Source organism: Pseudoalteromonas caenipelagi, from assembly GCF_013140855.1.
Lineage (GTDB): Bacteria > Pseudomonadota > Gammaproteobacteria > Enterobacterales > Alteromonadaceae > Pseudoalteromonas > Pseudoalteromonas caenipelagi.
Map to the genome: position 1 here is coordinate 830,481 of NZ_JABBPG010000002.1, position 13,570 is coordinate 844,050.

Annotated in this window: 13 protein-coding genes; 11 read left to right on the forward strand and 2 right to left on the reverse strand. The window is 42.8% G+C overall.

Annotated elements, in window-relative coordinates; genetic code table 11:
- Window positions 1-3: 3 nt before the first annotated feature.
- Entirely contained in the window at window positions 4-1,080 is a 1,077-nt protein-coding gene (locus tag HG263_RS08290; protein ID WP_171625598.1) for a PAS domain-containing protein, read from the reverse strand.
- Window positions 1,081-1,584: 504 nt separating this feature from the next.
- Between HG263_RS08290 and HG263_RS08295 the strand changes: the two genes are divergently transcribed.
- Window positions 1,585-1,794 carry a cold-shock protein gene (locus HG263_RS08295; RefSeq protein ID WP_070986022.1) on the forward strand — a complete coding sequence of 70 codons (210 nt, stop codon included), beginning with the start codon at window positions 1,585-1,587 and terminating at the stop codon, window positions 1,792-1,794.
- A gap of 84 nt (window positions 1,795-1,878) precedes the next feature.
- On the opposite strand, the gene HG263_RS08300 is transcribed toward HG263_RS08295, so the two are convergent.
- Window positions 1,879-2,583 (reverse strand): substrate-binding periplasmic protein, encoded by a 705-nt coding sequence (locus HG263_RS08300; RefSeq protein WP_171625599.1) that lies wholly within the window; start codon window positions 2,581-2,583, stop codon window positions 1,879-1,881.
- Between the two features lie 658 nt (window positions 2,584-3,241).
- Between HG263_RS08300 and HG263_RS08305 the strand changes: the two genes are divergently transcribed.
- The 10 genes from HG263_RS08305 (at window position 3,242) to HG263_RS08350 (ending at window position 13,546) form a co-directional block, all read left to right on the forward strand.
- The gene (locus tag HG263_RS08305; RefSeq protein WP_171625600.1) at window positions 3,242-4,642 is read left to right on the forward strand and encodes a phage tail sheath family protein; all 1,401 of its coding nucleotides are present in this window, start codon (window positions 3,242-3,244) and stop codon (window positions 4,640-4,642) included.
- 23 nt (window positions 4,643-4,665) lie between these two features.
- A complete protein-coding gene (locus HG263_RS08310) occupies window positions 4,666-5,130 on the forward strand; it encodes a phage tail protein (RefSeq protein WP_171625601.1) in 465 nt (154 codons plus the stop codon).
- A gap of 297 nt (window positions 5,131-5,427) precedes the next feature.
- On the forward strand, window positions 5,428-5,916 hold the full coding sequence (locus tag HG263_RS08315; protein ID WP_171625602.1) for a phage tail protein: 489 nt from the start codon (window positions 5,428-5,430) through the stop codon (window positions 5,914-5,916).
- 3 nt (window positions 5,917-5,919) lie between these two features.
- Entirely contained in the window at window positions 5,920-6,093 is a 174-nt protein-coding gene (locus HG263_RS08320; RefSeq protein ID WP_171625603.1) for a hypothetical protein, read from the forward strand.
- A 3-nt stretch (window positions 6,094-6,096) separates the two neighbouring features.
- Complete coding sequence (locus HG263_RS08325) at window positions 6,097-6,804, forward strand: CIS tube protein (protein ID WP_171625604.1); 708 nt, start codon at window positions 6,097-6,099, stop codon at window positions 6,802-6,804.
- Window positions 6,805-6,806: 2 nt separating this feature from the next.
- Window positions 6,807-8,432 carry a phage baseplate assembly protein V gene (locus HG263_RS08330; protein ID WP_171625605.1) on the forward strand — a complete coding sequence of 542 codons (1,626 nt, stop codon included), beginning with the start codon at window positions 6,807-6,809 and terminating at the stop codon, window positions 8,430-8,432.
- A gap of 28 nt (window positions 8,433-8,460) precedes the next feature.
- The gene (locus tag HG263_RS08335) at window positions 8,461-8,868 is read left to right on the forward strand and encodes a GPW/gp25 family protein (protein ID WP_171625606.1); all 408 of its coding nucleotides are present in this window, start codon (window positions 8,461-8,463) and stop codon (window positions 8,866-8,868) included.
- Between the two features lie 6 nt (window positions 8,869-8,874).
- Entirely contained in the window at window positions 8,875-9,297 is a 423-nt protein-coding gene (locus HG263_RS08340) for a contractile injection system spike tip protein (protein ID WP_171625607.1), read from the forward strand.
- A gap of 13 nt (window positions 9,298-9,310) precedes the next feature.
- Entirely contained in the window at window positions 9,311-12,580 is a 3,270-nt protein-coding gene (locus HG263_RS08345; protein ID WP_171625608.1) for a baseplate J/gp47 family protein, read from the forward strand.
- 18 nt (window positions 12,581-12,598) lie between these two features.
- On the forward strand, window positions 12,599-13,546 hold the full coding sequence (locus HG263_RS08350; RefSeq protein ID WP_171625609.1) for a hypothetical protein: 948 nt from the start codon (window positions 12,599-12,601) through the stop codon (window positions 13,544-13,546).
- The last annotated feature ends 24 nt before the right edge of the window (window positions 13,547-13,570 follow it).

Sequence of the window (13,570 nt, forward strand, 5' to 3'; positions counted from 1 at the left end):
AAGTTACTGAATAAAAGAAAGTAACTGGTTACCTGCGGCGACAGTATTATTCTCGCCAGAGAAAATATTGTCGGCGTTTTTGTGTACAAATACGCTGTCTATCCAATCCGAGACGTCTTTATTGAACATCGACAACATTTCAATGGGGATCTGTGATGTATCAGATAGCTTAGATAGAGCGTTGGCTACTTCATCTATCATTAATGCACCGTCGTTAAATTCAACACAGAAATATAAGTTGTTTGCTATCTCTTTCATGTACTTAGCAATATTTAGGTAGTTTACATTGCTGCCTAGCGCTTCTGCCATTCCTATCTCAGAATCAAGTTCTCTAATAGACTCGGTTAATGAGATAACGTCATCCTCTGCAATAGGACTCTCTTGCCAAAACGCTTGGGCGCTGATGGGCGTTTTTTCTATTTTGTTGCCCAACGCCCCCATTTCGTTGGGTGAAAAGTCAAAAAAAGCGTCTTCAAAGAGTTCTTCGTTCTCTTGTGAGCGCAAATTGCCATTGTAGATCTTTTCGTTACTTTTAATTGTTTCAACAACTTTGTCGTTAATGTCTGTTTTAATAGTATTTAGTTTGGCTTGTGTTGCATAAAAGCGTTTAAATAACTCATTAGTATCTTTGATTTGCTCAGCGATGCGTTTGAGATTGGTTAAGTCTTTTTGCATTGATATGTAGTGTGTGACATTGCCTTGTTCATTTTTGATCTCAGAAATGTTCCATTCGACGGGGTAGATTGAACCATCCTTGCGGTAATTAATCGAAGAGCCGTAAAAATACCCATTTTTTTGTAGCGAGGGGGTGATTTTAGCAATCACTTTATGGTTGCTATCTGGCCCTTGAAGGATGCGTGGAGAGCGTCCAACAAGTTCTGCTAATTCGTAGCCTGTATGCTCACAAAACACTTTATTAGCATACACAATAGGGTAGCCTTGAGCGTGGTCTGCATTAGTGATCACGATTGCATGATGAGAGTGCATGAGTACTTGTCGCAGTAGCTGCAGTACAGAGCAATCATGCATAAGCTGACTAAAAAAAGCAGACTCTTCTAAACTCGATGTTCTATTATCCATGAGCTATCAACCCCAATATTTGTAAAAAAGCTAAGTTAAAGTTAGTGCAAAGGTGGTGAATAATCAGTTACCAAAAGTTAATACGTAAGATGGGACAACTTTGATTGCTTTGGCGTATAATTCGATTGAAAAACACCGCTGTTACTGCTTAGCTCTTTAGAGTTTTTACTCAAACCATGTGCCTGTAATGCGTTGAGTTAATCCTTTTTTATTTGATGTTTTGGGTAGTTTGGTTATTTTTTATTATTGAAAGTAAAAGTGATGTTTTGTGTTAATAAGGTGTCACAGAAATTTCATTTCATTGGTCGCAAAATTCATTGACTTGAGGCCTTATCTAGATAGACTGGGTTTAGACAAAAAATATGTCAGTGTTTATAAATCTCCATTACGTTGTTGTATAAGTCATACTTGTAGTACCGTCCTGAAGTTTTTAAGTACCGTCTAATTTTTGCTCTATGCGCCCAGATGGGCATAGTTAAATTTTTTAAATCAGGATATCTAGATATGTCTAATACAGTAACAGGCACAGTTAAGTGGTTCAACGAGTCAAAAGGTTTTGGTTTCATCGCTCAAGAGAATGGCCCAGACGTTTTTGCTCATTTCAGCGCTATCAAAGGTGACGGTTTCCGCACTTTAGCTGAAGGCCAACGTGTTGAGTTCACTCTAGCTACTGGCCAAAAAGGTCCTCAAGCTGAGAACATCACTGTAATCTAAGTTTTATTACTTAGAAAAAAGCAAGCTAAGGCTTGCTTTTTTTGTGGCTAAAAAACGCTTCTCAAACCGTATTAAATGTCGGTCTTATTGGTAACCAGAGAGTACGTCCTTATATGCCTGTGTTCGTTTAATATCTGCAAAGGCAATGCGAAGCCTGTCAACAATCTCTGCGGGGGTTTGAATATTGGCAGCAAGGTAACCATTCACTGATAAGTCAGGTACGCTAAATAGAAAACGAAAATGGTCATTGGGCAAATTGAGTGTATCTGCCATTGATTTTAAGTAGCGAGGGTCATCGAGCACCAAGTCAACTTTATTGGCAATTAACAGCTGATAAGAGCGCTCAATATCGGAGGTGAGCACATAGTCAAAGCCATATCTTTTCAATTCTTCTGCGGCAATATCTCCTCTTTGTACTGCAAGGCGATACCTTTTTGCATCTCCAAGTGAGTTTACAACCACATCACTTCGGTATTTGTTTGTTACAAAGCCCAACTCAAATTTAGCGACAGGACCAATCCAATGAAAATTTTGTTCTCGCAGGGGGGTTTTGGCAATGCTATAGATCAAAGTATTTTCTTTTTCACTTGCAACTTTAAAGGCTCTCGCCCAAGGGAAGAGGTGGTAATCTGCTTTTAAGTGAGCACGTTGTAAGATCTGTTTTACAAGTTCTGTGCTGGTGCCGCCTACTTCACCATTATTGAATGTTTGGTTAGGGGGGGAGAGCTCTGTGACCACGGTTAAAGGAGGCAGCGAGCTGGCATTTGCGCCAATACAATTTAAACTCATGCATAGAACGCAAAAGCATAATAAATGTAACAAGGAGCGTTGAGTAATTCTTACCACTGCGGTACCCAAAACAGACTGATACTTAGAAGTGTAGCAAAGTTAAAGTAAGTTATATGATGTTTAGCAATTTAAATGTGTCACGTTTGCCAACATTACTTTTAGGCAGCACAAGTGGTGATGTTTATTAATAGCTGGCGACATTTGATTAGTTTTTCACCCTTCTTTGACGTTTCTTGTTTGTTTGAGTGGTTTAGTTTGTATCACTCAGTTTCTGTATTTAGCTTTATAGCACTGTTTTATAAAAATACTTCTTATTAATCAATTGCTTGTTTTTTTGATATGTCTCTAGTGTAACCGATGAGTTGGCTTTTTGTTAATTTTTCGTGGGTTAGGGCGATTTTGACCTGTTCCTTTTTTAGATAATAGGTAGTATTTACATATCCTGGAATTAGATTCAAAGGTGGCTGATTCATAGATTCAAATGTTAATTAACATTCTTATTAAACACACAGTGTAACCGAAAGGTGTACACCCACAAATACCTGATATTTTCAAAGCTCGTATTCAGCTTGTCCAAACCATAAATTTCAATCTGAATATTTCTATCCCTTTTTATAAACCTAGCTCCTTGCTTGGGGCAAGAACAAGGAAATACACAATGCAAAAACAAACGCCAGGCGTTTACGTAGAGGAAAAGTCAATTTTTCCTCCATCGGTTGCTGAGGTAGCGACAGCTATCCCTGCTTTTATTGGCGCAACCGACAAAAAGCTTGAACAAGATGGAGAAACCTCTCTTCTTAATAAGCCTATACGCATCACTTCGATGCTTCAATACGAAGCCGTATTTGGCGGGCCCGAGCTTGAAACATTCACCATAACGACAGCCGGTGAAATTGATAAAAGTGCAGGCTATCGCGCAGTACCGAAGAATATTATGTACCACTGCGTTAAACACTTTTTTGCCAATGGCGGTGGCGCATGTTACGTCACTAGTGTTGGTGGTAGCACTGAAGCGGGTTATAGCACTGAACCTACAAAAGATGATTACGAAGCAGGTCTAGCAGCTGTCAAGCAAGTTGATGAAGTCACCCTATTGGTGCTGTCAGATGCAATACGTCTGATCGGTGAACCACCGTTCCAAAACTCTGAGTATTACCAACTGTGTCAAACTGCGCTAAAACAATGCTCCGATACCAAAGACCGTTTTGCTTTAATTGATGTATTGGACGATCAAGCTGCGCTCTCACCAAGTGATAGCTTAAAGGAAAGCTACATGGATGGAATGCGCGAAGCAATTGGCAAAGAGCACCTAAAATATGGGGCCGCTTATTACCCTTATTTGAAAACTTCCATGGCACGCAGTTATGACCCAGAGAGTACACAGCTGGGAAATGATAACTCGGATAAGCTCAAAGCCCTTCGAGATGCGGGCAGCGAGCAAGCGTCTATGATGGAAAAAGCGCTGGCGAAAAATTATTTGGTTTTGCCACCATCGGCTGCTATGGCCGGTATTTACGCTCAAGTAGATAAATCGCGCGGTGTTTGGAAAGCCCCTGCTAATGTGTCTGTTAGTCAGGTATTTGAGCCAACACGCGTGATTGATGATGTTATTCAAGAGTCAATGAACGTTGATACGGTTGGCGGTAAGTCGATTAATGCGATCCGCGCATTTACTGGTCAAGGTACATTGGTGTGGGGAGCCAGAACGCTGGCTGGTAACGATAACGAGTGGCGCTATATTCCGGTCAGACGTTTGTTCAATATGGTAGAAGAATCTGTTCAGCAAGCCAGTCAGTTTGCTGTGTTTGAGCCCAATAACGCGTTTACTTGGTTAAAGCTTAAGACCATGATTTCAAGCTACTTAGAAAGCTTATGGAAGCAAGGTGCATTATTTGGCAATAGCGCTGAGCAAGCATTTTTCGTGAATGTTGGCTTGGGTCAGACCATGACCGAAAATGACATTAATAATGGCTATCTCAATATTGAAATAGGGCTGGCAGCCGTGCGCCCTGCGGAATTTATTGTGTTGACCTTCTCGCATAAATCTATCTCTAGCTAATTCAACTACTTTGGAGCAAATACATGACACAACCATACTACCCACTTAACGCATATCGATTCAAAGTGTCTTTGAATGGCGAAGATATGTCTTTTTCTGAAGTATCAGGGTTAGATATTGAGTTTGAACCTATCACCTACAAAGACGGTGAAGGAAATCGCGTGCATATGCCAGGGCAGCAAACAGACATTAACATTATGTTAAAGCGTGGCATTGGTGATAAGCACAGTGAATTATACAAATGGTTAAGTACGGTCAATGGCAATATGGTTCATAAACGTGACATTGTCATTAGTTTGGTGGGCGCTCGTCCAGATAAGGTCGACCCAGAAAGCCCCGCAGCACTAGAACCATTGCTCACTTGGACTGTATCAGGCGCTTTCCCAACAAAGCTTACTGGCCCAAGTCTCAATGCATCAAGCAGTGACATCGCTTTTGAGTCAGTTGACTTACGTGCTGATAGCATCAAAGTTGAGTACATCTCTTAATCGTAGTAACTGTCACTTATACCAATCCGTAATCTTACCCTATTATTCTTGCCATTAACCTAGCTACACGAAAGTTTCTGATTTAGCGCAACTGAATAAAGAATTTTCTACCTTGCCAACATGTGCGAGGGCCTTGGCGTAGGCGTAACACAATAGCGATGCGAGTGATGCATATTCTTTTGCTGGCAAACTGGTAGCTCAAAAATGCGGATTGGCATTACTTTATTATTTAACCTCAGCTGAGGTTATTTAGGTGTAGCGGCAGCTACACCTTTGATAACAGCAAAGGCCATATTTATGTTTGATATCGCAGACATTTCTTTAAAGCCACTGGTGAACTATCGGTTTGCGGCGGTGATCTTTGCCGGAAACGTACCGCTTTTAAGCGATATCCGCTTTCAGCAAGTTTCAGGTTTGCAGATGAGCCGTAATATCAGCGAAAAAAATGCCAAACCGGTGATAACCGACAGCGAGGCACTGCACCCTCTGACCTTAAAAAGAGGTGTGATGAATGTAACCAAAGACGGCGCTGTACTACCTGGGATCAGTGGCTCGCCCCTAACAAACTTGCAGCACTTAGAAGCGCAGTTTTGGAAAACCAAAGCGTTGCGTTGTCGGATCTTGCTGACACTAATGGCACCTGAGGGTCATCCTGTGCGGGCATGGCTAATTAAAAAAGCCTATTTTGAATCATTGCAGTGGGATCCGCTGAGCGCTGATGAGAGCAAAGTATTTGTTGAGTCTATGACCTACAAGTATTCACAGATATATGAGGTTTCAGTGTGAGTTATGGTTATTGAAATCAACAAGTTAACAATGAAAGCTCAGCTTAGTACGCACAAGCCGCTTGGTCATCAAGTCCAGCCCATAGGTATGACTTTAAAAGAACAAGACTTGCAAAAAATTCAAATGCTTATAGAGCAAACGGTCGAGCGTATTATGAATGAGAGAACGTGGGAGTAATGAATGAATATTACTGCATCAAGAGTGCCCGTTGAAATTCGTGCATTTAAGGATATTAAGCGCACTGGCAAAGCAAACGTTTTTCAGCTTGACGGCGATCCTAGCTCTTTACAAATTAGTGCATCCAACGCATATGACAACCCTAGTACGTTAAATTCAATCAGTGGCGATATAACGTATCAGCGCAGCAATACCACGCGTGCGTCAATGCGTTTTATTCTTGATGCCTATGAGTTCAAAGCATTAAGTGACTTAAAGCTTGATACACCAGATGTAAGTAAACAAATTAAGCAGTTACTTAGTTTGCTTTACACGATGGAAGACAGTAGTCATGAACCAAACTATCTCATTTTAAAATGGGGTGATATGCCGATTGGCGACTCAGTCAGTGGCGGGTTCTACTGTCGATTAGAGTCAATCGAATATCACATTGTCTCTGCCGATGAGCAAGGTAAGCCGATACAAGCAGAGGTTAATTGTGCTTTTATTGAATGCTTATCAAAACAACAAAGAGACACCAAAGTTAAGAAAAACTCTCCGGATCTGAGCCATATCAGGCCGGTTCAAGCCAAAGAAACGCTGCCTTTTAAAAGCAATGAAATTTACCAAGATCCACGTTACTACCTAGAAGTGGCCAGAGTAAACGGCTTGGACAATTTTAGGCAATTGAACACTGGGGATAACCTGATCTTTCCACCATTGGAGCGTTAAAGATGAATTTACCCGTTAATATTCAAATTATTGCCAATGGTAAAGAAATAAACCGCTACGGCATTCATGCTTTACACATTGATTACCGAGCGCAGCGGATCCCAACCGCAACCGTCACCTTAAGAGCCGGAAGCCCTGCTACAGCGAGTTATCCGATGGCTGATGATAGCGCCTTCAAAAGCGGTAATGAGGTAAAAATTAAGCTGGGCAGACAGGGTCAACCAAATACGCAAGCTTTGGTATTCAGTGGTTTAATTTGTGCAAAGAAACTGAGGTTGAGTAATGGGGTGACTGAGCTAAAACTCACTTTGCATAGCGATTTAATTAAGTTGGTTGACCCTCCAAAAGACTTTATTTTTAGTCAGCGCAAAACGGATGATGCCATCGTGCGTGAGATATGCTCTGAGCGTGCCATTAGCAATATCAAAGTCAGTAAAAGTGACATCGAGCACGAGCAATTTTGCCGATTTAATATGACACCTTGGCAATTGGTTATGGAGCGTGTGCATGCCAATGGCTTTTTAATGCTCCCTTCGCCTGAAAAAGTCACTATTGCTGCAATAGAGGTTGTGGGTTCGAAAACACATAGCTTAGAAGTGGGCCTTGATGAGGTAGTCAGTGTTGAGCTGGAAAATGATGTGTCTATGCAGCTTGGTAGTATTAGTCGAGTGGGCTATGACGAGACCAAGCAAGACTACCTTAGCCCTGCAACCACACGCACTCGGGCCTTATTCGGTGGGGCATTAAAACCACAGGCAGCTGCAAAAGCACTGAGCAAGTCACCACTCAAAAGTTATACAGGAAGCCCTCAGGATAGGGCCAGTGCGCAAGCTTGGAGTAAGGCACAGGCGACTTATCGCACTTTGGACTTATATCGCGGCAAGGTAGTTGTTGAAGGCCAAAGCCATTTTCAACTGGGCGATAAACTGGCGGTCCGTAAGATGGGGGATGAGTTTAGCGGGCAATACATCATCAGTGGTGTACGTCATAAAGTCGATATGAATGGTTGGAAAACGCAATTAGATTTAGGATTGCAATTTCCCACATCGTTGACCAAAAACACGCAAGCTTCGAGCAAAGAGCAAGGGCTACTGTTTGGTAAGGTACTTAAGTACAGCAAAGATCCAAAAAAACTGTATCGCTATAAGGTCAGCATTCCCGCATTGACTAACAAAAGCTTATGGTGTCGTTTGGCCTCTCCTTATGCTGGCAAAGAAGAGGGGTTGTTTGTTCCGCCAAAACCTGGACATGAAGTGTTGCTTGGCTTTGTTGCTGACGAACCCGAACACCCCGTGATTTTAGGTTCACTGCACAACCCCAAGAATAAACCGCCTTTACCATTTGACGGCAAATTAGAGCGCAGAGGATTGGTCATTGTTAAAGACAAACAATCACTGCTTTTTGATGAAAAAGAAAAAAGCACTGTCTTAGCGGGTGGCAAGAATAACAGTATGACCATCAACGATGACAAGTCATTGCAGCTGAAACGAGATAAAACAACCGTTGTACTTGAGAAAGACCTTCAATTACAAAGTGGAGCTCAAGTTTCTCTATCAGCTAAAAAAGATGTAGCGATTAAAGCCAGCGGCAAGACCAAAATCAAAGCATCAAAAACTGAAATTAGTTAACTCATATAACTGATAAAGGAGATTTAGCATGAAGGAAACACACTTCTTAGGTCAAGGGTGGGGCTTCCCCCCTAGGTTTAGCGCCAATGGCGCTGGCGTTAATATGGTATCTGCAGAAGAAGACATTCGTCAGGCGTTATATATTTTGTTATTTACCCAGCTTGGGCAGCGCCCGATGGCACCAAGTTTTGGCACTGCCATTGCGGATTATGTCTTTGAATCTCCTGATGGCAATACATTGGCATGGCTCAAAGAGCATATTGCTGGACAAGTAATTGCGTTGGAGCCAAGAGTCGATTTAAAAAATGTGGACGTTGCCTTGTCATTTGAGCAAGGGCAAAAACTTGAAATCGACCTTGACTATGTAGTCAGAGATACCAACACCCGCACTAACTTCGTCTTTCCGTTTTATTTGACGGAATATCAAGGGGTATAGCAGAGCATGGATAAACTGCTTCTTGATGCCGATCTCGTGCAGTTTGACCCTGTTTTCAGTGGTGCTGTATTGATGGGACCGCCACCGGTGCCAATTAAAGCGAGCGGTAAAGTCACTGTGATGGGAAAGCTGATATGTTTGCAAGGAGATGAAAAGAAAGTACAGCTGCAAATTGGTTACATCAAACCACCTTATGTGATCCCCGGTATGGGGATGTTGAAAATCATAAAGTTAGCAGGAAATCAAGTCAGCAAAAAAACCGTCAACGGCAAAAAAGCGCTACTGAAAGGCAGTGTCTTTGACGCTGAGTTCACGGTGTTATCTCCAGCTCAGCAGCCCACTGCTGCGGGGCCGGTTCCTGACGCAAAACCCAAGTACAAAGGAAAAGGCAAATTCATTTCTTTAAACCTAAAGTGCACGTCTAAATAAATGGTACAAAATTATGGACTTAAAAAACAGCGTCACCAATGGGGCGGTGTATTTCGACAGAGGCTTGTTAGCATTGGAGCAAGCCAATTACTCAATAGAGCAAAGGTCATCTGAAGACTGGTTGCTATTTCTTAAGCAATTTGCCTCTCGCCTCACATTTTTTGACACGCAAAATGGTGAAGATGGCACTTGGGCGCAGTTATTACCAAACAATGACGAGCTTAAAGCACTTGCTAAATGGTTACAAAAAGATGCGGCAATACCTGATGAAGTCAAAGCATTGGCTGCACGCCCTGATCTGAGCTTGTTGCTAACGTTTATTCAATTACTCAATTATCCAGCTGAGCAATTTCATGAGCTCACTGCGCGTCACTTACAGCATTATTACCGTGGGGTCTTAGGGTTGGCCGCGAAGAAGGGTGAGCCTGATAAAGCAAACCTAATCGTCACACTCAATGAAGACACTGAGGTGTTAACCTTGCGTGAAGGTACCCGCTTTTCAGCGGGGGTGGATGACAATGATGAGCCAATTGAGTACGCCTTGGCTGATACCGTTCAGCTTAACACAGCGCAAGTGAGCGATATCATTACGCTGGCAAAGCATTCAGAAAAAAATAGCAACCGCTTTTACGTTACACAAGCTCAGTCAACATCGCAGCAACTGGTGTTTCCTGCTGAGGGGGTACCTTGTTTTGGCGAAAACACAGAGGTGCCCGCTGAGCTGGGTTTAATCATAAGCTCAAAATTACTTTGGCTGGGTAGCGGCAAGCGCCAAATACATATCACCTTCTCAGGTATAACGTTTACGCGTGTCTCTAATGACTCTGATGCCGCACCAGATGATGAAAATGACCAAGATACCTTAGTCGATGTTTTTAAAAGCTTCGATATCGCCGTCTCGACCGAGCAAGGTAAAGTGGTGTTGCCGCTCATAGATAAAGATACTTCAGACGCCGCCAAATCAGACCAAGATGGGTATGTTGACATACAACAAAGCGACGAGGAGCTTAGCCTAGTATTAACGGTTGAGCCTGAATTTCCTGCCATTGGATTGTCTGAAGCCGATGTCGAAAAAGGTCGGCGCAACCCTTATATTTGCCTCTTTGCAAAGCAACAAAGCTATCAGGTGAATTTTGCAGAACTTAAGCTACAGGTGTCAGCTGAGGGACTCGTGCCGTCGAGTATTGCTAACGACCAAGGGGAGCTGGAAGCTGACAACCCTGATTTGATCTTTGGACCTGAACCCGTACGTGGCTCAGGGTTTTACTTTACTCACCCTGAGCTGAACGTAAAGCCGCTCGCAAATTTAAAACTGGATTTTAACTGGGCGGGTAAACCGCAAGACATGCGTGGTTACTACGATGCTTATAAGCAATTTTTGCAAGCTAACCCAATTTATCAAATGGCCGGCTTCGATGAGAACCAATATCCACAACACCTTGTTCGTCTAGACAGTGCACAAGGTTTGTTGGCAGAGGGGTTATCACTGTTTGAAGGCCTTGGAGTATCTTCATCAGCGGCCCAGATGCCGAAAAAAGCGGACAAAAGGTCTTCGCAGGGCTATCTAGACTTACCTTTAGACGCAGTTGACCCTAAAAAATACCCATTGTGGTTTAAGCTGAGCCTCACTGGTGATGACTTTGGCACCGGTGTATATGGCCCTGCTTTGCAATATTTTGCATCGCTTTACGCAGCTCAGGTACTTGGTAACGTCAATGGTAATATCGACAACCCAGTGACAGGCACAACGGTAGTACCCGAACCTTATATACCGCAAGCGTTAGACTTACACATGGGTTATCACACTGAGCAGGTGAAATTTGATAACCTATCAAACAACATAGAGCTTGGACACATTCACCCATTGGGTGAAGAGCCAATTGATGCGCAAAATGACAAAAAATCAATTACGTTACAGCCGCAAATAGACAGCAAGGGCGAGTTGATCATTGGCTTAGTGAATCCAAGGTTGCCAGGCGAAGTGAGTTTACTGTTAGAGCTTGAACCACTTAACTACTCTGTTAGCAGCCTTAATCCAACCATTACTTGGCATTATCGCTACCAAAATAAGTGGCATGAAATAAAGCGAAATAGCTTAGACTCGGCGAATCACAAAGCGTTAGTGCTGTCAGATAGTACCAATGGGTTGCTCAATTCAGGCATCGTGAGGTTAGCACTACCTGAGCAGGCCAGCCTAGATGACGCGATGTTGCAAAGTGGCAGAGCGTGGATCAAAGCCAGCATTTCTTATGGCGGCAATCGCTTAGCAAGACTCTCACACTTAAAGCATCTTGCGGCTCAAGCAGTAGAAGTCACATATGTTGAAAAGTCAGCAGACGACCCAAAGCTTGGACAAGTACTACCAGCTGAGTCTATCAATGAGCTGGTAACGCTCGATGCACGGGTAGATAGTGTAATGCAGCCTGCTGAGAGTTTTGCTGGCCGCGCAGCACAAAGTGAGTCGAACTATGTGACACATTGTGCTGAGCAGTTACGTCATAAAGGTAGAGCGTTGACGCAGTGGGATTATGAACATTTGGTGCTTGAAGCATTTCCAGAATTATATTTTGTGAAATGTTTTAGAGGTGTGGTGAGTCAAGCGACTACCGATAATGCAAGCACTGACAATACGAATGCTGATGATGCAAACAAAGATGATGCAAACAATGATGATGCAAATGTCAGTAATGCAGATACCGCAGGCACCATTACGCTTGTGGCAATTCCCAAAACTAGAGACGCCGAGCATTTTCAGCCTTTGCTTGCCGACCATAAGAAAAAACAAATCGCTCAATTTTTGGCAGACAAAATGCCACATTACGCCAAGCTTGATGTGGTAGACCCTGACTATCGAGAAATACGCTTTTCAGTAACAGCAGTAATATCAGATGGTTATGACAAGGGGCAGGCATTAGAGCGCATAAATGCAACGTTAATTGAGCACATGTCACCTTGGATTGAAAAATCGGGTAAAGCGCCGCAGCCAATTAACAACAATGTGAGCTTGTCATCAGTGGCAAAAATCATAGCGCAGTTAGACGAAATTAAATTAATACACAGCATTTCAACTTACATTGAAAATAGAAAGGGTGATTTCGTACCTATAAATAACCAATCAACACAAGCACGAAATGAGCATGAAGTTTTAGTGCCCGCAGTACAGCACGTACTGCGCGTATTTGGTGAACAAGAAGAGGTGCTCTTTGGGATTGGCGCTATGGTCATCGAGGCTGATTTTACTGTTGCACAGAATGACAAAGTAGCACCACCTACTACCAATTAAACTTAAGAGGAAAACATTATGACACAGCAACTAGCACCAGAATATACGAGTATTCCTGATGTCGATATCGTAAAGGAATTTTTTAAAGCAGGGGCGACGCCCAAACAAGGAGAGTTTGAGAGCCTAGTGTTATTGGCCGACTACTGTCGACACATACTGGCTAATTTAAGCGCCCAATCTGGTTTGACATTTGAAGGCGATAAACTGGCAGTAAAACTTGCAGAAGACTCCGGGCTTACACTAAGCAACAAGGGTCTAAAATCGCAAGTGCCAAAGCTGGAAGTCGCCGAAAAAAGCGGCTTAAAAATTGAGAATGAGCAGATCAGCATACTGACCGAAACAGACTCTGGGCTAATACTAAATAACGATGGTTTGGCCGTTTCATTGGATACCATTGGCAAAAAACTAGTAGATAGTGATAAAGGACTTCAGTTTGATGAAACTGGGAAAAAAATAGCATTAAAACTTGCCGAGAACGGTGTGTTATCAGCCGACCAGAAAGGCCTTACGCTAGATGGGGCTAAGTTGGTTACTGATTCAAAAGGCCTCGAGTTTAATCAAAATCTGGATCTCAAAATAAACGCAAATGGCGGGCTCAAGCTCGAAGATAATAATGGACTTGAGCTTAAACTGGCACCGAGCAAGGGGCTAGAAATCGTAACTGAGGGTCTAACGGATGAAGCTCTGGGGCTTGCACTGAAGCTGAAAGAAGACAGTGCATTGGCATCTGATGCTGAGGGGCTTGCATTGAAGTTGAAAGAAAGGAGTGCGTTAACCTCTGATACTGACGGGCTAGATATTGATTGGACCAGTATAGTGCCTGCCTTAACTGATGAACCAGATACAAATGACCCAGATGAGAATGGTAATTTACTGTATAAAAAACTTCAGGAGCTTGAAAGCAGGCTAGCAGCTGCTGAGGCACTGCTGGCTCAACAAGATTCAGATAATTCACCAGCACCTTAATCATTTTTACAGCATATTACTTTC